The following is a 19705-nucleotide window of genomic DNA, read 5'->3' as shown; positions in this document are numbered from 1 at the left end:
GTCAGACGCCCTCGGCGAGGGTCGCGGCGCGGGTGCGCGCCCGTCGGCGGTCGTTGACCCGGGCGATCACCTCCGAGGCGAAGAACAGCAGCATCATCGGGATCGCCATCAGGCACATCGAGAACGGGTCGGTCGAGGGGGTCGCGGCGGCGGCGAAGAGGAAGGTGCCGATCACGATCCACGGGCGGTAGGCCGCGAGCTGCTTGCCCTTGACGACGCCCGCGAAGTTGAGCAGCACCACGAAGACCGGGATGTTGAACGACAGCCCGAAGACCAACAGCGTGCGGGTGAAGAACTGCAGGTAGTCGTTGAAGTCGATCAGGTTGGTGACGCCGTCGGGGTTGAACCCGATCAGCACCTCGAGCGCGACCGGCAGCGTGAAGTAGCCCAGCGCGACGCCGACGAGGAACAGCGGTCCGGCGACCGCGACGAAGATCCGGGTCATCTTGCGCTCCTGGGCGTAGAGCCCGGGCAGCACGAAGGCCCAGATCTGGTAGAGCCAGTAGGGCGCGGTGACGACGACCGCCGCGAAGCCGGCTAGCTTGAGCCACAGGGTCAGGCCTGCGGCGGCACCGCTGGTCGTCGCCTCGGTCACGCCCTCGGCGAGCTTGCGCTGGGCGTCCTCGTAGGGGCCGAAGACGGTGTCGAGCAGGACGTGGCGGAAGACCAGCGCCACCGCGAACGCGACCGTGAACGCCAGCAGGCAGCGCAGCAGGCGCGCCCGGAACTCCCGGAAGTGGTCGGACAGGGCCATCCGGCCGTCCGGTCCGACCGCGTGGCGCGGCCCTCCCTTGAACAGGCCGACGAGGCCTCCGAGCCTCACTCAGGCAGGGGTGTCGTCGCGGCGCTCGCGGAGCACCTCACCCGAGGTGCCGTCGTGCGCGTCGGTCTGCGCGTTGCGCGCCTGGATCTCGCGCTCCGCCTCCGTCTTCTTCGCGTCGTCGTCGTCGCGCAGGCCCTTGGTCTCGGACTTGAAGATCTTGAGCGCCTGGCCCGAGCTGCGGGCGAGCTCGGGCAGCTTGGCCGCACCGAACACGAGCACGACGATGGCGAGGATCACCAGCCACTCCGCACCCTGCGGCATGCCGATCATCGGGTTGATCATGGAAGTCCACTCCATCCGGGGTTGGGGGCGGTCCGTCGGGGACCCCTACGAGTCTACGCCGTCGTCCTCGTAGAGTCCGAGCGCCGCCCGGGCCTGCTGCGCGAACGCCTCGACCCAGCCGGCGGGTGCGAGCAGGGTGGCGTGCGGTGCCAGGCGGAACAGCAGCGCCTGGGCCCACTGCTCGCTGGCGACCTCGAGGTCGACGTCGATGGTGCCGTCGGGTCCCGGGCGCTGGTCGGTGACCTGGTAGTACTCCACGACCCACCGTGCGGGAGGTGCCAGGCGCAGCGTGACGGTCGTGGTCTCGGCGTCGGTGAACCACCCGCCGGTCAGGTCGCGGGGACGGGCGCCCTTGTCGGCGACGTCGGTGTCGAGCTCGGTCGCGGCCAGGATCCGGTCGACGCGGAAGGCGCGGTCGCCCTGCGCCGTGTGGCACCACGCGTCGAGGTAGAGCAGGTCCTCGACGCGGGCGATGCCGCGCGGGTCGACGACCCGGCGGGACTCCTGGTCGCGGGACGGGACGTGGTAGGTGATCTCGACCTGGTGGCCGTGGGCGATGGCCGAGCGCAGCACCGGGACCACTGCGCTCGCCTCCAGCGGGGTCGGCGTGACGTGCAGGCGCAGCAGGTCCTCCCCCTCGGCGCCGGCCGCCTCCTCGAGCTTGGCGAGCGTGCGGGCGATGACGTCGGCCGCGCCCTCGGGCGCGGAGTCGGCCATGGTGCGCAGCGCGACCACGAGGGCGGTCGCCTCCGCCGGCGAGAACCGCACCGGCCGGGCGAGGTAGTCGGCGTTGTCGACCCGGATCACCCGGTCGCCCTCGAGAGCCTCGAGGTCGACCTCGATGAGGTCGCCGGGCAGCCCCGGGGACAGCCCGGTCATGAACAGCAGCCGCAGGTCGCGCTCGATCTGGTCGGCGTCGGTGCCGAAGTGGGCGGCGGCGTCGTCGAGGCGTACCTCCCCGCGGGCGAGGAGGTACGGGACCATCGCCAGCAGCCGGGCCACCTGGTCGGGGGCGGTGTCGCCCTGGGCGCTCATCGGGCCCCCTCCACGATCGAGCGCAGCCGCGAGACGACCTCGGTGCGCAGCGGCTCGGGCGCGGCGACCACGACGTCGGCGCCGTAGGTCAGGACCTCGTCGGCGAGCTCGTGGACCGGGCCCTCGACGGTGACCGCGTCCCAGCCTGGACGGTCGGCGAGCGGCTCGACGGACTCGGCCCGTCGACGCAGGCCGACGCCGGTTCCCTGGCGGACCAGCAGGTCGGCACGGACCGTGGGGAAGGTCGGTGACAGCCGCCGCGCCATCGCCCGGACGTCGGTGCCGGGCGGGACGGCGTAGGCCCCGGACTTGCCGGTCGCCCGCACCGGGCCGACGATCCGCGACAGCCGGAAGACCCGCTCGGCGCCGCGGTCGACGTCGTGGCCCACGACGTACCAGCGACCCGACGAGCGGGCCAGGCCCCACGGCTGGAACCGGCGGGTCGTCGGCTCGACCTCGTCGGCCCGCTGGTAGGGGAACGACACCTGGCGACGCTTGCCGATGGCGTCCCACAGCGGCTCGAAGGCCGGTTCGTCGGCGCTGATGGAGGGTGCGACGACCTCGAGGCGGGACGGGTCGATCTCCACGCCCTGGCCCTTGAGCTTGGCCAGCGCCCGGCCGGTGGCCTTCGCCAGCGTCGCCTGCTGCCAGACCTGGGCGGCGAGGCCGAGGACGGCGGCCTCGTCGGACTCGAAGCGGATCTCGGGCAGCGAGGTCTGCTCGGTGGGGATGCGGTAGCCGATCTCGTCGTCGAAGAACGCGTCCGCGCTGCCGACCTCGATCACCGCGCCGATCTGGCGCAGCGCGTCCTTGTCGCGCTCGAAGGCACGCTCGAACGCCTCGTCGCCGGCCGGACCGTGGGCGTGCTCGGGGTAGCACGCCGCACGGATCACGTCCTTGCCGATGAAGCGCTTCGCGCCCAGCAGCAGGATGTGCAGGTTCATCAGGCGTTCGGCCCGCGGCTGCGCCATCTGCTCCCTGCTCCTGCTCTCGTCGGTCGGGTGGTCAGGCGTGCGTCACTTCGCGCCGAGGATGTCGACGACGAAGAAGAGGGTGTCGGTGCCCTTGATGCCGGCGCCCTCGTTGCCGGTCTTGCCGTAGCCGTCGGCGGGCGGGATCTCGAGGATCACCCGCGACCCGACGGTGCGGCCGACGAGGCGCTCGTCCCAGCCCTTGATGACCGAGCCCACGCCGATCGGGAACTCCGCGGGCTCCTTGGTGTAGGACTCGTCGAACGGCGCGTCGGCGTCGTAGACCTGGCCGAGGTAGTCGACGGTGATCGTCTGGCCCTTCTCCACGACCGCGCCGTCGCCCTTGATGAGCGTGGTGGCGATGAGCTCGCCGCTCGGCTGGTGGGCGTCGGTGAAGTCGAGGCCGGTGATCACGCCGTCCTCCTCCACGAGGGTCGGCGCCCAGCCGGCCGGCTTCTTCTCCTCGCCCTGCGGGCCGTCGAGCGCCGGGACCGTGTCCTTGGTGCCCATGATGTCGACGATCGCCAGGACGGAGTCCTTGTTGCCGATGCCGATGGTGTAGTTGCCCGTCTCGCCGTAGGCCTTCTCGGCGGAGGTGAGCACGACGACCCGGTCGCCGACCTGGTTGCCGACCATCGCGTCGCGCAGGAACGGCAGGACGTCCTCGGTGAGCTCGACCGACTGGGTGGCGCCGTCCTCGGTGTAGGTGCTCTGCGCCTCCTCCTCGGTGAAGCCGTTGCCGATCCACCAGTTGGCCTGGACCGTCTGGCCCTCCTCGACGGTGTCGCCGTCGCCCTCGACCAGGATCTCGGTCTCGTCGTCGGAGCCGTCGAGGCGACCGTCGAAGGTGACCTTCGGCTCCGCACCCTGCTTGCCCTCGATCGTCACCGAGCTCAGGGACTTGCCGCCCTCCTCGGTGTCGCTGGAGGACGACCCGCACGCGGCGAGTCCGACCAGGCTGAGGGAGAGCAGGCTGCCGAGGGCAGCGGTACGTACACGGGTCACGGGTCAGAACCTCATCAGTCGACGCAGAGTTGCCGGGTCACCCTATCCAGCGCGGCCCAGCGCGCGGGATGACACTCCGGGTCTGGGGACGCCCGGGGGTCACATCCCGTCGATCAGCCGCTGCACGCGCTCGTCGTAGGCCTTGAACGGGTCCTTGCACAGCACGGTGCGCTGGGCCTGGTCGTTGAGCTTGAGGTGGACCCAGTCCACGGTGAAGTCGCGGCGCCGCTCCTGCGCCTTGCGGATGAACTCGCCGCGCAGCCGCGCCCGCGTGTCCTGCGGCGGCACGCTCTTGGCCTCGAAGATCTTCAGGTCGCTGGCCACGCGGGCCACGGCGCCGCGCTTCTCCAGCAGGTAGTAGAGCCCACGACCGCGGTGGATGTCGTGGTAGGCGAGGTCGAGCTGGGCGATGCGGGCATCCCCCAGCGACAGCCCGTGCTTGGCGCGGTAGCGCTCGATGAGCTTGAGCTTGATGACCCAGTCGATCTCGCGGTCGACCAGGCCGAGGTCGTCGGACTCGACCGCCTTCAGGCCGCGCTCCCACAGGTCGAGCGTGCGCTCGATGGTGGGGGTGGAGATCTGGCGGCGGTCGACGAAGTCGCGCGCCTTGGCGAGGTACTCGGCCTGGATCTCCAGCGCGCTCGCCTCGCGTCCGTTGGCCAGGCGCACCTTGCGCCGGCCGGTCGGGTCGTGGCTGATCTCGCGGATCGCGCGGATCGGGTTCTCCATCGTGAGGTCGCGCATCACCACGCCCTCCTCGATCATCCGCAGGACCAGGTCGCACGAGGCCACCTTGAGCATCGTCGTGGTCTCGCTCATGTTGGAGTCGCCGACGATCACGTGGAGGCGGCGGAACCGCTCGGCGTCGGCGTGCGGCTCGTCGCGCGTGTTGATGATCGGCCGGCTGCGGGTGGTGGCGCTGCTGACGCCCTCCCAGATGTGCTCCGCGCGCTGGCTGACGCTGTAGGACGCACCCCGCGGGGTCATCACGACCTTGCCCGCCCCGACCACGATCTGCCGGGTCACGAGGAACGGGATGAGGATGTCGGCGAGCTTGCTGAACTCGCCCGCCCGGCCGACGAGGTAGTTCTCGTGGCAGCCGTAGGAGTTGCCGGCGGAGTCGGTGTTGTTCTTGAACAGGTAGATGTCGCCGGCGATCCCCTCCTCGTGGAGGCGGTTCTCGGCGTCGAGCAGCAGGCCCTCGAGGATCCGCTCGCCCGCCTTGTCGTGGGTGACCAGCTCGACGACGTCGTCGCACTCCGGGGTGGCGTACTCGGGGTGGCTGCCCACGTCGAGGTAGAGACGGGCGCCGTTGCGCAGGAACACGTTGGACGAGCGGCCCCAGCTCACGACCTTGCGGAACAGGTAGCGCGCGACCTCGTCGGGGCTCAGCCGACGCTGGCCCTTGAACGTGCACGTGACGCCGTACTCGTTCTCGATCCCGAAGATCCGACGGTCCATGGACCCACCCTAGGACCGCGAGCCACACCTGCCCCCGGAACCGCGTCGAAATCCCACCCGGCGCGCCGCGATCGGCTTGGGTGCGCCGCTAGGTTGCCCGCATGCAGCAGCCGACACGCACCGACTGGCCGACCGACGTCGCGACGGCCGTCGGCACGGGCCTGATCACGACCCTCTTCCCGATGCACCGCGCGAGCCGGCGCACCCAGTGGGCGATCCACGGTGGCTTCGCGGTCCTGGCGGCCGCCGCGACGGCCGTCGGCGTGCAGAGGTCGGGGCAGGGCCCCGGGGAGGACCGTCCGTCGCCCGCCGTGGTCGCCGCGATCGCGGGCGGGGTCGGCGTGCTGACCGCGGCGGGGAGCCGCGGCGGTCAGGCGGCCGACGCGTGGGTCGAGCGCAGCCTCGCCGCCCGCGGCGTCCGTCGACCGCGGGTGTGGATCGGCGTCGCCGCCGCGGCGCTCACGTTCGGGTCAGGTGTGGTCGAGCGCCGGCGCGCGGCCCGCGCCGATGACGCCCTCGAGGACGCTCTTGACGGGGTGCAGCCCGTCGGGTGAGCGTGGGGACATGGCAGCCCGGCACCTCGTCGCGACGGTCCTGGCCGACCCGACGGTGGTCACCGACCTCGAGCTCCGGGTGATGACCGACGACCTGTGGCTGTGGCCCGTCCGCACGGCCCCGGTCGTCGTCGACGGCCCGCGGCTGGAGTTCCAGCTGCGCCGCCGGATGGTCGAGCAGCGCCAGGGTGCCTGGGACGACGCGGCCGGCTGGACGCCGGTGTGGATCGGCTTCGGCGCCGCGTGGCACGAGTTCGGCCCGGACGGCAACGTACGCCCCACCGGCCCGCTCCCCTGGGCCGCCCACCAGCGGTTGTGGACGGCGCTCGACGAGTTCGCGCCGTCGGTGCGCTACCGGCGTCGGCTCAGCGGCATCCCCACGACGCCCACGGCGCGGTGGCCCGGGCTCAACCTGCGCTGAGCCGGGGCTCGCTCAGGCCTTGGGCGGGGCGACCGGCGCCACCGGTGCCTGCCCGGCCTCCGCGGCGGTCTCGGCCTCGCGGTGGCCGAGGATCTCGGCGAGCCGGGACTCGCGCAGGCGCAGGAACTTGCGCGGCTGGGTGCGGGTGCGGTCGAGCACGGCGACCTCGAGGTCCTCGACCGGGATGACCCGGTCGTCGGTCTCGCTGTGGCCGAGCGCGGCCACCGCGAGGCGCAGGGCGTCGTCGAGGGACGCGCCGGGCTGGTAGTGCTCGCGCAGGTGGCCGGCGACGACGTCGGCCGCCCCGCCCATGACGGCGAAGCCGTGCTCGTCGGCGACCTGTCCGTCGTAGGTGAGCCGGTAGATCTGGTCGTCGGCGGGCGCGTCGCCGATCTCGGCGACGAAGATCTCGACCTCGTAGGGCTTCTCCCCGCCGGAGGAGAAGATCGTGCCGAGCGTCTGCGCGTAGGCGTTGGCGAGCCCGCGGCCGGTGACGTCGCGGCGGTCGTAGGCGTAGCCGCGCATGTCGGCGAGGCGGACCCCGGCGATGCGGAGGTTCTCGAACTCGTTGTAGCGCCCGACCGCGGCGAAGGCGATCCGGTCGTAGATCTCGCTGACCTTGTGGAGCGCCTGGGACGGGTTCTCGGAGACGAACAGGACTCCGTCGGCGTAGTGGATCGCCACGACCGAGCGACCGCGGGCGATGCCCTTGCGGGCGAAGTCGGCGCGGTCCTTCATCAGCTGCTCGGGCGAGACGTAGAACGGCATGCTCATGCGAGGGGTCTCCTGCTCAGGTCAGGGAAGCGGCGGGACCGTCGGGGCGCTGCATCCGGGAGGCGAGCATCGCGTCGGCGACGACGGAGACCTCCGAGTCGGGCATGCGCCGGCCGCCGGCCGGGGTGATCACGTGCACCACGGGGAAGATCCGCCGCGTGATGTCGGGCCCGCCGGTGGCGGAGTCGTCGTCGGCGGCGTCGTAGAGCGCCTGCACGACGGCGGTCACGGCACCGGTCTCGTCGAGGTCGTCGCGGTAGAGCTTCTTCAGCGAGCCGCGGGCGAACAGCGACCCGGAGCCGACGGAGTGGAACGCGGTCTCCTCGTAGCGGCCGCCGGTGACGTCGTAGCTGAAGATGCGTCCCTGGTCGGCGACGAGGTCGTAGCCGGCGAAGAGCGGGACCACGGCCAGGCCCTGCATCGCGAGGCCGAGGTTGCCGCGGATGAGCGCGGCGAGCCGGTTGGCCTTGCCGTCCATCGACAGCGTGCTGCCCTCGATCTTCTCGTAGTGCTCGAGCTCGGTCTGGAACAGGCGGACCATCTCGACCGCGAGGCCGGCCGTGCCGGCGATGCCGACGACGGAGAACTCGTCGGCCGGGAAGACCTTCTGGATGTCGCGCTGGGCGATGATGTTGCCCATCGTCGCGCGCCGGTCGCCGGCCATCACCACGCCGCCGGGGAACGTCGCCGCGACGATCGTCGTGCCGTGCGGCGCGAGGTCGCCCGCGTTGCCGGCGGGCACCGCGCGACGGCCCGGCAGCAGGTCGGGGGCCTCGGCGCCGAGGAAGTCGGCGAAGCTCGACGTGCCCGGCGCCATGAACGAGGTGGGCAGGCGCGGGTCACCGGTGCGGCTCACTGGCCGCCCTTCTGGATGAACGACTTCACGAAGTCCTCGGCGTTGGTCTCGAGCACCTCGTCGATCTCGTCGAGGATCGCGTCCACGTCCTCGTCGATCATCTCCTTGCGCTCGGCGACGTCGGTCTCCACGACCTCCTCGGTCGCGGTCTCCTCCTGCGAGGACCTGCGCGGCTGCTTCTGCTCCTGGGCCATGCCTCGACCCTATCCACTCCCACCGACGTCACAAGCGCGTTCACCGTGGGCGGACGGCGCGTCGCGCGGTCAGCGGGTGATGGCGGCGACCAGCTCCTGGGCGGTCGCGCAGCGCTCGATCAGCTCGCCGACGTGGGCGCGGGTGCCGCGCAGCGGGTCGAGGGTCGGCACCCGCTGCAACGACTCGCGCCCCGGGAGGTCGAAGATCACCGAGTCCCAGGAGGCGGCGGCCACCGAGTCGGCGTACTTCTCCAGGCAGCGACCACGGAAGTACGCGCGGGTGTCCGCCGGCGGCTCGTGCATCGCCGACTCCACCGCGGCGTCGTCGAGCAGCCGCTCGATGCGGCCCGAGGCGGCGAGGCGGTGGTAGAGCCCCTTGTCGGGGCGCACGTCGGCGTACTGCAGGTCGATCAGGTGGAGCTTGGCGTCGTCCCACGCCAGCCCGTCGCGGTCGCGGTACTGCTCGAGCAGCTTGAGCTTGGCGACCCAGTCGAGCTCGGTGGCGCACTCCATCGGGTCGCGCTCGAGGCGGGTCAGGACGGACTCCCAGCGCTGCAGGACGTCGACGGTCTGCTCGTCGGCGTCGGCGCCGTAGCGGTCCTCGACGAACTTCCGGGCCAGGTCGAGGTACTCCATCTGCAGCTGCACCGCGGTCAGGCGGCGGCCGTCGCGCAGCGGCACCAGGTGGGTCAGCGTGGGGTCGTGGGAGACGTCGCGCAGCGCCCGCACCGCCCCCTCGATCGCGAGGTCGGCGTCGATGAACCCGTCCTCGATCATCGCCAGCACCAGCGCGGTCGTGCCGGACTTGAGGTAGATCGAGGTCTCGGCGAGGTTGGCGTCGCCGATGATGACGTGCAGGCGGCGGTAGACCGCCGGGTCGGCGTGCGGCTCGTCGCGGGTGTTGATGATCGGCCGCTTGAGGGTGGTCTCGAGGCCGACCTCGACCTCGAAGTAGTCGGCGCGCTGGCTGAGCTGGAAGCCGCGGTCGGGCGTGGTGTCGCGGCCGTCCTGGCCGATGCCCACGCGTCCGGCGCCCGTGACGACCTGGCGGGAGACGAAGAACGGCGTCAGGTGCCGCACGATCTCGGCGAACGGCGTGGTGCGCCGCATCAGGTAGTTCTCGTGCGCGCCGTAGGACGCGCCCTTGTTGTCGGTGTTGTTCTTGTAGAGCAGGATCGGCGCGGCGCCCGGGACCTGGCCGGCCATCCGGGAGGCGTCGAGCATGACCTGCTCCCCCGCCTTCTCCCAGCGCACCACGTCGAGGGGCGAGGTCACCTCGGGCGAGGAGTACTCGGGGTGGGCGTGGTCGACGTAGAGCCGCGCGCCGTTGGCCAGGATCACGTTGGCCAGGCCGAGGTCCTCGTCGGTGAGCTGGCTGGGGTCGGCGACCTGTCGCGCCATGTCGAACCCGCGGGCGTCGCGCAGCGGCGACTCCTCCTCGAAGTCCCAGCGGGCCCGTCGGGCGCGCACCGTCGAGCTGGCGTAGGCGTTGACGACCTGCGAGGACGCGACCATCGGGTTGGCGGTCGGTTGTCCCTGGACCGAGATGCCGTACTCGACCTCGGTGCCCATCACCCGTCGTACGCTCATGGGATGAGCCTACGGCTGTGGGACGAACGGGTGGTTCCCCGCCTGACCGACGCGAGCCTGCGCGGCCACGAGGTCGGCGAGCTGCGCGGACTCGCCTGCGTCGGGCTGACCGGACGGGTGCTCGAGATCGGCTTCGGCAGCGGGCTGAACGTCCGGTGGTACCCGCGGGAGGTCACGTCCGTGACGGCGATCGAGCCGTCGGACGTCGGGTGGGAGCTCTCCGAGCGGCGCCGGGACCGCTCCTCGGTGCCGGTCGAGCGCGCCGGGCTCGACGGCCAGGCACTCGACCTCCCGGACGCCACGCACGACAGCGTGCTGGTCACGTTCAGCCTCTGCACGATCCCCGATCCCGTCCGCGCGCTGCGCGAGGCCAGGCGCGTCGTGCGGCCGGGTGGCCGCCTGCACGTCCTCGAGCACGGGGCCGCGCCGGAGGAGGGCGTACGACGGTGGCAGCGCCCGCTGGAGCCGGTGCAGCGCGCGGTGGCGGGGGGCTGCCACCTCACCCGGGACGTGCCGGGCATGGTGCGCGAGGCCGGCTGGACCGTCGAGGACCTGGTCGAGGACTACCTCGACGGCCCGGCACTCGCGCGGCCGTGGACCCACGTGAGCAGGCTCAGCGCCCGCGACGCAGGAACCCCATGAGGAAGAGCACGACGAGCACGATCACGACGATGATGAGGATGGTCTTCATCGGGTCAACCTAGTGGTCGCAGGCGCTCGGGCAACCCCTCCGCAGGGGTGGCCGGCTCAGTCCCGTCGGCGACCGGTGACGGTCAGCGCGTGCGCGGCGTTGACCGCCGCGATGCCGAGCCAGCCGACGATGACGGCCGGGAGGCCGTTGTCGGTGGCGACCGTGGGCACGATGGTGATCGGCACGCCGACCCCGACGGAGACGACACCCAGGACGAACTGGCGCACCCGCCCGCCGCCCGCCTGGGCGGCCTGCCGCTGGTCCAGCGCGCCGCGCTCGGCGGCGCGCCGCTCGACGGCCCGCTCGATCCGCTCGGCGAACCCGTCGACGAGCTCGGCGTCGTAGCGTGCGCCGAGCTCGCGACGGGTGGCCAGGGCGGCCTCGATGTCGCTGTGGCCGAGGTCCTCCTCCGGGCTCATCGAGGCTGCCCCGCCGGCCTCAGAGGTACTGGCCGGTGTTGGCGACGGTGTCGATGGACCGGCCCGGCTCGGTGCCCTGCTTGCCGGTGATGAGGGTGCGGATGAAGACGATCCGCTCGCCCTTCTTGCCCGAGATCCGCGCCCAGTCGTCGGGGTTGGTGGTGTTGGGCAGGTCCTCGTTCTCCTTGAACTCGTCCACGCACGCCTGCAGCATGTGCTGGACCCGGAGCCCGCGCTGGGCGGGGTTGAGGTCGCTCTCCAGGAAGTCCTTGATCGCCATCTTCTTCGCGCGGTCGACGATGTTCTGGATCATCGCGCCCGAGTTGAAGTCCTTGAAGTACAGGACCTCCTTGTCGCCGTTGGCGTAGGTCACCTCGAGGAAGCGGTTCTCCTCCGACTCGGTGTACATCCGCTCGACCGTCGCCCGGATCATCGCGTGGACGGTGGCGTCGCGGTCACCCCCGAACTCCGCGAGGTCGTCGCCGTGCAGCGGCAGGCGGGCGGTGAGGTACTTGGAGAAGATGTCGCGCGCGGACTCCGCGTCGGGGCGCTCGATCTTGATCTTCACGTCGAGCCGGCCGGGTCGCAGGATCGCGGGGTCGATCATGTCCTCACGGTTGGAGGCACCGATGACCAGCACGTTCTCCAGCGCCTCGACGCCGTCGATCTCGCTGAGCAGCTGCGGGACGATGGTGTTCTCGACGTCGGAGGAGACGCCCGAGCCGCGGGTGCGGAACAGCGAGTCCATCTCGTCGAAGAACACGATGACCGGCGTGCCGAGCGAGGCCTTCTCCCGCGCCCGCTGGAAGACCAGGCGGATGTGCCGCTCGGTCTCGCCGACGTACTTGTTGAGCAGCTCGGGGCCCTTGATGTTGAGGAAGTAGGACTTGCCGGACGCGCCGGTGCGCTCGGCGACCTTCTTGGCCAGCGAGTTGGCGACCGCCTTCGCGATCAGCGTCTTGCCGCAGCCGGGCGGGCCGTAGAGCAGCACGCCCTTCGGCGGCTTGAGCTCGTGGTCCTTGAACAGCTCGGGGTGCAGGTAGGGCAGCTCGACCGCGTCGCGGATCGCGTCGATCTGGGTGGTGAGGCCGCCGATCGAGCCGTACTCGATGTCGGGGACCTCCTCGAGCACCAGCTCCTCGACCTCGGACTTGGGGACCACCTCGTAGACGTAGCCCGCGCGGGTGTCGAGCAGCAGCGAGTCGCCGGCGCGGATCGTGACGTCCTCGGCGCGCAGCGGCTCGGCGAGGCGCACCACGCGCTCCTCGTCGGCGTTGGCGATGACGAGGGCGCGGTCGCCGTCGGCGAGGATCTCCTTGAGCATCACGACCTCGCCCACCTGCTCGAAGTCGAGCGCGGCGACGACGTTGAGCGCCTCGTTGAGCATCACCTCCTGGCCGCGCACCAGCCCTTCGAGGTCGACGGCCGGGCTCACGCTGACCCGCAGCTTGCGGCCGCCGGTGAAGACGTCGACGGAGTCGTCGTCGTTGCGGCCGAGGAAGGTGCCGAAGCCGGCCGGCGGCTGCGCGAGCCGGTCGACCTCCTCCTTGAGCGTGGTGATCTGGTCACGGGCGTCGCGCAGCGTCTGGGCGAGCCGCTCGTTCTGGCTGGACACCGCGGCGAGGGAGCGCTGGGCCTCGGCCAGCCGGCCCTCCAGGCCGCGGGACTGGCCCGGCGCGTCGTCGAGGCGGCGGCGCAGGTCGGCCACCTCGGCCTCCAGGTAGCGCACCTGGGTGGCCAGCTGGTCACGGGTGGGCTCGGACATCTCGGTCATCTCGCACCTCCTGCGACGTGACACTACCCACCGAGCGGTGGGACCGGAGCCGATATCCCGGAGTGTTGGTCACGCTTTGGGATCGTTGAGCCGGTGGATCGCGCGCAGCTCCTCCGCGGTGAGCTCGCCCGAGGCCGCCAGGACCTGCTGGAGCACCGCCGACTTGCCGGCGAGGTAGGTGTCGATGTCCATGTCGGGCCGGTCGGCGAGGCTGCGCTTCACCGCGGCGTACGCCTCGCGGAGCACGGGGTCGCGGCGCAGCACGTCGCGGACGGCGAGGTGGTTGCGCACGTGGGCGGTGCCGGCGGTGCAGACGTAGACGTTGCGCCGGGGCGGGCCCGGGGCGTGGAACGCCTCGCGCCCGGCGACGCCGAGGTCGCCCCGGTGGACGTAGCCGACGGACTCCAGCGCCGCGACGGCCGCCGACTCGTCACCCGGCTCGACGACCACGTCGACGTCGAGGACCGGCTTGGCGGCCAGCCCCGGCACCGACGTCGACCCGACGTGCTCGACACGCGCCGACGACACGTCGGCGAGCGCGTCGCGCAGCACGGCCGCGACCTGCTCGAACTGCTCGGCCCAGCGCGGCGACCAGTCGACGACCTCGATGCTCACTGCTCGGCGTCGGCCTGCACGGCCTCCAGGGTCGGCACGTCGGCGGGACGCGGGCCGGTGTAGTCCGGGCCGTACGCGCCGGGCGCGGGCCGCCGGGTCTTGCGCGGCGGCCGCTCCCCCGGCGCCATCCGCCGGGCCGTGACCAGGAAGGCGGTGTGGCCGATCATCTTGTGCCCGGGCCGGACCGCGAGGCCCTCGACGTGCCAGTCCCGCACGAGGGACTCCCACGGCTGCGGCTCGGTGAAGCCGCCGTGCGCGCGCAGGGTCTCCACGACCCGGGAGAGCTGGGTCGTGGTGGCGACGTAGGCGCACACGATGCCGCCCGGGACCAGGGCGTCGGCGACCACGTCGACGCAGTTCCACGGGTCGAGCATGTCGAGGATCACCCGGTCGACCTGGGTGCCGAGGCCGGGCAGCCCCTCCTTGAGGTCGCCGAGGCGCAGGTCCCAGGCGGGGTGCGTCTGCCCCTCCGGTGCGGAGAAGAACTGGTGCACGTTGCGGCGGGCGACCTCGGCGAACTCCTCGCGCAGCTCGAAGGAGGTCACCCGGCCCCAGGGGCCGACCGCGCGCAGCAGCGAGCAGGTGAGCGCGCCGGAGCCGGCGCCCGCCTCGACGACGCGCGCACCGGGGTAGATGTCGGCGAGCGCCACGATCTGGGCGGCGTCCTTGGGGTAGACGACGGCCGCGCCGCGCGGCATCGAGACCACGAACTCGTTGAGCAGCGGCCGGAACACCAGGTACTGCCCGCCGGCCGACGAGGTGACGGTGAAGCCCTCCTCGCGGCCGATCAGCTCGTCGTGGTCGAGATGGCCCTTGTTGGAGAAGAACCGCTTCCCGGCGACCAGCTCGAAGTTGTGCTTGCGACCCTTCTGGTCGGTCAGCCGCACCCACTCGCCCTCGCGCAGCGGGCCGCGGTGCACGCCCGACCACGCCTCGGCGGGGACGTCGGCTCGGTCTGGGGCTCGGTCATCGGTGGGGGCCTCGGACATGGCGCAGACCCTAGTGGCCGAGGGCCCGATCCACTCAGCCGGCGGCGTTCTCGCGGAACGCGCGGTCGACGTCGGCGGTGGACAGCACGCCGTAGATCCGACCGTCCTCCTCGACGAGGAGGTACTCCTCGGCGGGGCGGCGGCTGATGGCGAGGATCAGCTCCTCGCCGGCGACCGTGGCGGGGAGGGTGAGGCCCTCCTCCAGGGCGCGGGCGACGGTGGACACCGCGACCCAGGGTCGCCGCTCGGGCGGCATCGCGGCGACGGCGGCCTCGCTGACGATGCCCAGCGGGCTGCCGTCGGGGGCGACGGTGACGATGCTGCCCGCCTGGGCCTCCTGGGCGCGCCGGACGGCCTCGGCGAGCGGCACGTCCTCCGGGACGGTGAGCGTGCGCCGCGCGAGCGGCCGGGCGACGAGGGCGGGGAGCCGCTGGCGCATCCGCGCGTGCGCGAGCGCGGCCGTGGCTCCGGTCCACAGGAACAGGCCGAGGATGAAGACCAGGACGAGGTCGAGGATCGTCGGGGGCTCGCCGATCACCCGGTCCTGGACCAGCGGCCAGGCGAGCAGCGCGAGCGCGACGACGCGCCCGCCCCACGCGGCCACGACCGTGGCCCGGTGCTGGTTGCCGGAGGCGCCCCACACGAGCGCCTTGAGGACCCGCCCGCCGTCGAGCGGCAGGCCCGGCACCAGGTTGAGCACCCCGATGACCAGGTTGGCCCCGGCGAGACCCTCGACGGCGACCTGGACCAGGCCGTCGGGCACGACGAACCAGAGGCCGACGGCGGCGAGCCCGATCGCGATCGAGGTCAGCGGCCCGACGACCGCGATCCAGAACTCGTGGCGCGGGCGACGCGACTGTCCGTCGATCTCGGTCATCCCGCCGAGGAAGTGCAGGGTGATCGACGTGACGCCGTAGCCGAGCCGCTTGGCGGTGACCGCGTGGGACGCCTCGTGGAGCAGCACCGAGAGGTAGAGGATCACCGCGAACACGAAGCCGGCGACGTACTTCAGGAAGCCCAGCCCCGGCTGGACGACCTCGATCCGGGGCGCGAAGGTCACCGAGATGAGGAAGGCGACCACGAACCACGAGCTCGTGATGAGGACGTCGATGCCCGCGATCGAGCCGATCCGGAACGTGCCCGGAGGGCGGGGCGTGTCGGGGGTGGGCACGGGACGACCCTAGCCAACGCGGCCCACGTGCGGCTCGGCGCGCGGGGCTGTCGGTGCGCTCGCCTAGGGTGGCCGCGACATGACCGCACCGACGCAGGACCCGTCCCCCGCCGAACGCCTGTCGACGCCGGTCGACGGCGTCGAGGTGGTGGGCGCGCTGTCGCCGAGCCGGGCGGGCGACTTCCTGGCCTGTCCGCTGCTCTACCGCTTCCGCACGATCGACCGGCTCCCGGAGGAGCCGTCTCCCGACGCCGCGCGCGGCACCCTGGTGCACAAGGTCCTCGAGGACCTCTTCGACCTCCCCGCCGCCGACCGCACGCCGGAGCAGGCGGTCGACATGCTCGCCCCGCGGTGGGACGCGCTGGTGGAGGCCGAGCCCCGGCTCGCGGAGATGTTCGGGGACGAGGGCCCCGACGTCGTGGCGTGGATGGACTCCTGCCGGACCGTACTGCGTCGCTACTTCGACCTCGAGGACCCGCGCCGCCTCGAGCCCGCCGAGCGCGAGCTCTACGTCGAGACGCTCCTCGACTCCCGGCTCCTGCTGCGGGGGTTCGTCGACCGCGTCGACGTCGCACCCGACGGCCGGATCAGGGTGGTGGACTACAAGAGCTCGCGGTCGCCCAAGGAGGGCTACGAGGCCAAGGCGCTGTTCCAGATGAGGTTCTACGCCCTGGTCCTCTGGCGGCTGCGCGGAGTCGTGCCGTCGGTCCTCCAGCTGGTCTACCTCGGCAACGGCGAGATCCTGCGCTACGAGCCCGACGAGGACGACCTGCGCGCCACCGAGCGCAAGGTCGAGGCGATCCACCGCGCGATCACCCTCGCCCGCGAGACCGGGGACTGGCGCCCGAGCCCGTCGCGGCTGTGCGACTGGTGCTCGTTCCACGCCTACTGCCCGACCAAGGGCGGGACGATCCCGCCGCTGCCGGACGCCGAGCCCGCCTGACGTCAGCGACGCCTGCACGCTAGGGGGCGATGAAGGCCTCCGGCGGCACCTCGGGCTGCGCCGGGCCCGCGAACCCGTCGGTCACCAGCTCGGCCGCGACCTCGTGGCGCTGCACCTCGCCGGAGGCGATCTGCTCGGCGAAGTGGCACGCCACCCGGTGCTCCGACGTGGCCCCCTCGACCTCGACGACCCGCAGGAGTGGCCGCTCGGTGTCGCAGAGCGTCTCCTGCCGCCACGGGCAGCGGGTGTGGAACCGGCACCCGGTGGGCGGGTTCGCCGGCGAGGGCAGGTCGCCGGCCAGCAGGATCTGCTCGCGGGTGTCCTCGACGGTCGGGTCCGGCACCGGCACCGCGGACATGAGGGCCCGCGTGTAGGGGTGCAGCGGGACGTCGTAGAGCTCCCCGGCCTCGGACTCCTCGACCAGCCCGCCGAGGTACATCACCCCGATCCGGTCGCTGATGTGGCGCACCACCGCGAGGTCGTGGGCGACCACGAGGTAGGTCAGGCCGAGCTCGTCCTGGATGTCCTGGAGCAGGTTGATGACCTGCGCCTGGATCGAGACGTCGAGGGCGCTCACCGGCTCGTCGGCGACGATCAGGTCGGGACCCACCGACAGCGCCCGGGCGATGCCGATGCGCTGGCGCTGGCCGCCGGAGAACTCGTGGGGGTACTTGCTGAGCGCGGCCGGCGGCAGCCCCACCGACGACATCAGCTCGCGCAGCCGGGCGTGCGTCGTGGCCTTGTCCTTGTCCATGCCGTGCGCGCGCATGCCCTCGAGCAGCAGCGACTCCACCGTCTGGCGCGGGTCGAGGCTCGACATCGGGTCCTGGAAGACCATCTGGAACCGCTTGCGCTCGCGCCGCAGCGCCTCGCCCTTCAGCGAGGCGACGTCGGTGCCGTCGAAGAGCACGGAGCCGGCCGTGGGCGGCTCGAGGTTGAGGATGGCCTTGCCGAGCGTCGACTTGCCGCACCCCGACTCCCCCACCAGGCCGTAGGTCTCCCCGCGCCGGATCGAGAGGTCGACGCCGTCGACCGCGCGGACGTGCCCGACGGTGCGGTCGAAGACGATGCCGCTCTTGATCGGGAAGTGCACCTCCAGCCCGCGCACCTCGACGAGCACGTCGTGGTCGTGCACGTCCGGTTCCTGGACGTCCTGCACCGTGCCGCTCACTGCGCGCCTCCCGTTGGGTTGAAGCAGCGGTAGCCGACGACGTGGTCGCCGTCCCACTGCGGGGTGTGGCTGGTGCAGGCGCCGACCGCGCGGGTGCAGCGCGGCGCGAAGGCGCACGCGGAGTCCCACGGCAGGTTGTCGGCCACCGAGCCCCGGACCGGGGTGAGCTTCTCGCCCCGCGGCGCGTCGAGCCGCGGGATCGAGTCGAGCAGTCCGGTCGTGTACGGGTGGCGCGGCTGCCGGAACAGCCCGTGGCGCCCGCCGCGCTCGACGATCTTGCCGCCGTAGAGCACGTTGACCTCGTCGCAGAGCCCGGCCACGACGCCGAGGTCGTGGGTGATCATCACCAGCGCGGTGCCGGTGTCGACGACGAGCTCCTTGAGCAGCGCGAGGATCTGCGCCTGGATGGTCACGTCGAGCGCCGTGGTGGGCTCGTCGGCGATCAGCAGCCGCGGGTTGCACGCGAGCGCCATCGCGATGAGGGCCCGCTGGCGCATGCCGCCGCTGAGCTGGTGCGGGTACGTGGCCAGGCGGGCCCGCGGGTCGGGGATCCCGACCCGGTCGAGCAGCTCGGCCGCCTTCGGGGTCGCCTCACGGCGGCTCAGGCCCTGGTGCCGCTCCATCACCTCGGTGACCTGGCGACCGATGGTCACGACGGGGTTCAGCGAGGACAGCGGGTCCTGGAAGATCATCGCGATGTCCGCGCCGCGGCGGTCGCGCATCGCCGACGGCGAGAGCGCCAGCAGGTCCTCGCCGTCGAAGACCGCACGGCCCTCGACGGTGTTGCCGCGCGAGGGCAGCAGGCCCATCAGGGCCAGCGAGGTCACGGACTTGCCGCAGCCGGACTCGCCGACGAGCCCGACGGTCTGCCCGGCGCGCACGTCGAAGCTCACGCCGTCGACGGCGTGGAACGGCTCCTGGCCGTGGCGGCGGAAGGTGACGCGCAGGTCCTGCACGGACAGCAGCGGCTCGGTCGCGCCGGTGGGGTGGCGGGTCATGCGGTCACCTCCTCGCCTTCGGGTCCAGCGCCTCGCGCAGCGACTCCCCCATGAGCGTGAAGCCGAGCGCCACGACGATGATGCAGCCGGCGGGGTAGAACGCGAGGTGCGGCGCCTCGGAGATGTACTGATGGGCCAGGCCGAGCATCTGCCCCCACTCGGGTTGTCTCTGGTCGGGGTTGCCCAGCCCCAGGAAGGACAGCGCGGCGGCGTCGATGATCGCCACGGCCAGCGACAGCGTGGCCTGGACGATCACCGGGCCGAGCGAGTTGGGCAGCATGTGCCGGAACACGATCGCGCGGGGCCGTACGCCCAGCGAGCGCGCGGCGAGCACGTGGTCGCTGGACCGCTGCGCGAGCATCGAGCCGCGCAGCAGCCGCGCGAACACCGGCACCTGGATGATCGCGATCGCCACCACGAGCGTCCACTGGCTGGGGCTGCGGGCGAGCGAGGCGATGGTGAAGGCCAGCAGCAGCGACGGGATCGACAGCATCACGTCGACGATGCGCATGACCAGCGAGTCGACCCAGCCGCCGAAGGCGCCGGCGAGGGTGCCGAGCGTGAGCCCGCCGATCAGCCCGAACACCGTGGCGAAGACACCGACGACGAGGGTCTGGCGACTGCCGACGATGAGGCGCGAGAGCAGGTCCCGTCCGCGGTCGTCGCCGCCGAGCAGGTGGCCGGCCTCGGGGCCGGGCACCGGGTTGGTCTGCGGCCGCACCTTGTCGAGCAGCGGCGCGGCGGTGGGGTCCCACGGCGCGATCCACGGCGCGATCGCGGCCAGCACGACGAACGCGAGCGTGATGCCCGCGCCGACGAGGAAGATCGGGTTGCGGCGCAGCCGGTCCCAGGCGCTGCGCAGCAGGGAGACGCCGGGCTCGTCGCCCACCGCGCCGGCGGCGAGCTGGTCGATGCGCCGTCGGCGCAGGCCGCCGTAGGTGGGGCGCTCGGTGGGTTCGGTCATCGGG

At 72.3% G+C, this 19705-nt stretch carries 22 protein-coding genes; 4 read left to right on the top strand and 18 right to left on the bottom strand.

Annotated features, from left to right (window positions below; translation table 11 throughout):
- Position 1: 1 nt before the first annotated feature.
- The 6 genes from tatC to pafA form a co-directional block, all read right to left on the bottom strand.
- The gene (tatC, locus tag LN652_RS02000) at positions 2–823 is read right to left on the bottom strand and encodes a twin-arginine translocase subunit TatC (RefSeq protein WP_230443043.1); all 822 of its coding nucleotides are present in this window, start codon (positions 821–823) and stop codon (positions 2–4) included.
- The gene (tatA, locus tag LN652_RS21980) at positions 824–1105 is read right to left on the bottom strand and encodes a twin-arginine translocase TatA/TatE family subunit (RefSeq protein WP_329958451.1); all 282 of its coding nucleotides are present in this window, start codon (positions 1103–1105) and stop codon (positions 824–826) included.
- A 45-nt stretch (positions 1106–1150) separates the two neighbouring features.
- Positions 1151–2140, bottom strand: a complete 990-nt coding sequence (locus LN652_RS01990) for a helix-turn-helix transcriptional regulator (protein WP_230443042.1) — start codon at positions 2138–2140, stop codon at positions 1151–1153.
- Positions 2137–3111, bottom strand: coding sequence for a helix-turn-helix transcriptional regulator (locus tag LN652_RS01985; protein WP_230443041.1), 975 nt, complete (start codon positions 3109–3111; stop codon positions 2137–2139). The genes LN652_RS01990 and LN652_RS01985 overlap by 4 nt, the downstream gene beginning before the upstream one ends.
- Positions 3112–3156: 45 nt before the next feature.
- Complete coding sequence (locus tag LN652_RS01980) at positions 3157–4116, bottom strand: FKBP-type peptidyl-prolyl cis-trans isomerase (protein WP_230443040.1); 960 nt, start codon at positions 4114–4116, stop codon at positions 3157–3159.
- 99 nt (positions 4117–4215) lie between these two features.
- Positions 4216–5577, bottom strand: coding sequence for a Pup--protein ligase (gene pafA, locus LN652_RS01975; RefSeq protein WP_230443039.1), 1362 nt, complete (start codon positions 5575–5577; stop codon positions 4216–4218).
- Positions 5578–5678: 101 nt separating this feature from the next.
- On the opposite strand from pafA, the gene LN652_RS01970 reads away from it, so the two are divergent.
- Complete coding sequence (locus tag LN652_RS01970) at positions 5679–6131, top strand: hypothetical protein (RefSeq protein WP_230443038.1); 453 nt, start codon at positions 5679–5681, stop codon at positions 6129–6131.
- Between the two features lie 10 nt (positions 6132–6141).
- Positions 6142–6552: a hypothetical protein gene (locus tag LN652_RS01965; RefSeq protein ID WP_230443037.1), complete on the top strand. Its 411-nt coding sequence runs from the start codon at positions 6142–6144 to the stop codon at positions 6550–6552.
- A 12-nt stretch (positions 6553–6564) separates the two neighbouring features.
- Here the strand turns inward: LN652_RS01965 and prcA are convergent, their stop codons facing one another.
- The 4 genes from prcA to dop form a co-directional block, all read right to left on the bottom strand.
- Positions 6565–7326 carry a proteasome subunit alpha gene (prcA, locus tag LN652_RS01960; RefSeq protein ID WP_230443036.1) on the bottom strand — a complete coding sequence of 254 codons (762 nt, stop codon included), beginning with the start codon at positions 7324–7326 and terminating at the stop codon, positions 6565–6567.
- A gap of 16 nt (positions 7327–7342) precedes the next feature.
- Positions 7343–8143, bottom strand: coding sequence for a proteasome subunit beta (prcB, locus tag LN652_RS01955; RefSeq protein WP_230444804.1), 801 nt, complete (start codon positions 8141–8143; stop codon positions 7343–7345).
- Positions 8144–8178: 35 nt separating this feature from the next.
- Entirely contained in the window at positions 8179–8376 is a 198-nt protein-coding gene (locus tag LN652_RS01950; RefSeq protein ID WP_056600169.1) for a ubiquitin-like protein Pup, read from the bottom strand.
- 69 nt (positions 8377–8445) lie between these two features.
- The gene (gene dop / locus LN652_RS01945; RefSeq protein ID WP_230443035.1) at positions 8446–9966 is read right to left on the bottom strand and encodes a depupylase/deamidase Dop; all 1521 of its coding nucleotides are present in this window, start codon (positions 9964–9966) and stop codon (positions 8446–8448) included.
- Positions 9967–9969: 3 nt separating this feature from the next.
- Here dop and LN652_RS01940 point away from each other — a divergent pair, with 3 nt between their 5' ends.
- A complete protein-coding gene (locus tag LN652_RS01940) occupies positions 9970–10608 on the top strand; it encodes a class I SAM-dependent methyltransferase (RefSeq protein WP_230443034.1) in 639 nt (212 codons plus the stop codon).
- 105 nt (positions 10609–10713) lie between these two features.
- Here LN652_RS01940 and LN652_RS01935 read toward each other — a convergent pair whose 3' ends face one another.
- The 5 genes from LN652_RS01935 to LN652_RS01915 form a co-directional block, all read right to left on the bottom strand.
- Positions 10714–11076, bottom strand: coding sequence for a hypothetical protein (locus LN652_RS01935; RefSeq protein WP_230443033.1), 363 nt, complete (start codon positions 11074–11076; stop codon positions 10714–10716).
- Between the two features lie 19 nt (positions 11077–11095).
- Positions 11096–12850, bottom strand: coding sequence for a proteasome ATPase (gene arc, locus LN652_RS01930; protein ID WP_230443032.1), 1755 nt, complete (start codon positions 12848–12850; stop codon positions 11096–11098).
- Between the two features lie 69 nt (positions 12851–12919).
- Positions 12920–13465: a GrpB family protein gene (locus LN652_RS01925; RefSeq protein ID WP_230443031.1), complete on the bottom strand. Its 546-nt coding sequence runs from the start codon at positions 13463–13465 to the stop codon at positions 12920–12922.
- Positions 13462–14454 carry a tRNA (adenine-N1)-methyltransferase gene (locus tag LN652_RS01920; RefSeq protein ID WP_230443030.1) on the bottom strand — a complete coding sequence of 331 codons (993 nt, stop codon included), beginning with the start codon at positions 14452–14454 and terminating at the stop codon, positions 13462–13464. The genes LN652_RS01925 and LN652_RS01920 overlap by 4 nt, the downstream gene beginning before the upstream one ends.
- Positions 14455–14488: 34 nt before the next feature.
- Positions 14489–15625, bottom strand: coding sequence for a site-2 protease family protein (locus tag LN652_RS01915; RefSeq protein WP_230443029.1), 1137 nt, complete (start codon positions 15623–15625; stop codon positions 14489–14491).
- A gap of 79 nt (positions 15626–15704) precedes the next feature.
- Between LN652_RS01915 and LN652_RS01910 the strand changes: the two genes are divergently transcribed.
- A complete protein-coding gene (locus LN652_RS01910; RefSeq protein WP_230443028.1) occupies positions 15705–16568 on the top strand; it encodes a RecB family exonuclease in 864 nt (287 codons plus the stop codon).
- Positions 16569–16587: 19 nt separating this feature from the next.
- Here LN652_RS01910 and LN652_RS01905 read toward each other — a convergent pair whose 3' ends face one another.
- Genes LN652_RS01905 through LN652_RS01895 form a run of 3 tightly spaced genes read right to left on the bottom strand, consistent with a single transcriptional unit; the run spans position 16588 to position 19701 of the window.
- Entirely contained in the window at positions 16588–17703 is a 1116-nt protein-coding gene (locus tag LN652_RS01905) for an ABC transporter ATP-binding protein (protein WP_230443027.1), read from the bottom strand.
- Between the two features lie 32 nt (positions 17704–17735).
- A complete protein-coding gene (locus LN652_RS01900) occupies positions 17736–18737 on the bottom strand; it encodes an ABC transporter ATP-binding protein (RefSeq protein WP_230443026.1) in 1002 nt (333 codons plus the stop codon).
- Between the two features lie 4 nt (positions 18738–18741).
- Positions 18742–19701: an ABC transporter permease gene (locus LN652_RS01895; RefSeq protein WP_230443025.1), complete on the bottom strand. Its 960-nt coding sequence runs from the start codon at positions 19699–19701 to the stop codon at positions 18742–18744.
- Positions 19702–19705: the final 4 nt, after the last annotated feature.

Source organism: Nocardioides okcheonensis (assembly GCF_020991065.1).
Classification (GTDB): Bacteria; Actinomycetota; Actinomycetes; order Propionibacteriales; family Nocardioidaceae; genus Nocardioides; species Nocardioides okcheonensis.
Note: the sequence above shows the minus strand (reverse complement) of the source record. Positions and strands in the feature narration are given on the sequence as shown.